Source organism: Caldisericum insulae (assembly GCF_047785965.1).
Taxonomy (GTDB): Bacteria; Caldisericota; Caldisericia; order Caldisericales; family Caldisericaceae; genus Caldisericum; species Caldisericum exile_A.
Genome location: NZ_JBLOBF010000038.1, coordinates 1 through 629, shown reverse-complemented (window position 1 = coordinate 629; position 629 = coordinate 1). Strand labels below are relative to the sequence as shown.

The following is a 629-nucleotide window of genomic DNA, read 5'->3' as shown; positions in this document are numbered from 1 at the left end:
AAAAGGGGAAAAGAAAAGCGAAAAGAAAGTAAAACAAATTTAAAAAGAGAAAATTAAGATAAAATTTAATAAAGGAGATTAAAATGAAGAAAGGTTTAGTAGTCTGTTTAGTTATATTATTTTTGCTAACAACATTTGCGTCGATCCAAAAAGGATACTCTAAGAACACTCTATCTGTTAAAGATTCCTCAATAAATACGAGTGTAGCAACAGATGAACTTACTAATATATTAAAGGCCTGGATTATTAAAAATGAAGCACAATACTATAAGAATATTTCAGTTGCCACGACTCCTGTTAAGGTAGAAGTAAAAGATAGTAAGATAGAGGGAATATTTACCGTAACTGTAAGTGAGATGTTAAAAGCAACAAACCCAGAAGAGCTACCAGCAATAAGAGGAATGGAAAGATTCAGGAATTTAAAAAAGGGAGAATTGTCTCCAAGTCAGAATAATGCGGTAAATAAGGAACTAACGAGTTGGGTTACTGAATTAAAGGGTTACATTGGTAAAACCGAAACTTTAAATATTGATTTTAAAGTTGTAGCAGACCTTTCAGAGAGCGGAAGTATTCTTCCAGAGACAGTAAATTTCCTGGCAGAAAATTCAATGGGTGATTTTTATAAGATA

General features: G+C 31.6%; 1 protein-coding gene. It reads left to right on the top strand.

Annotated elements, in window-relative coordinates; translation table 11 throughout:
• Positions 1 to 83: 83 nt before the first annotated feature.
• Positions 84 to 629: hypothetical protein (locus tag ACMV0E_RS08095; protein WP_416085874.1), on the top strand; the 546-nt coding region annotated here is incomplete at its 3' end.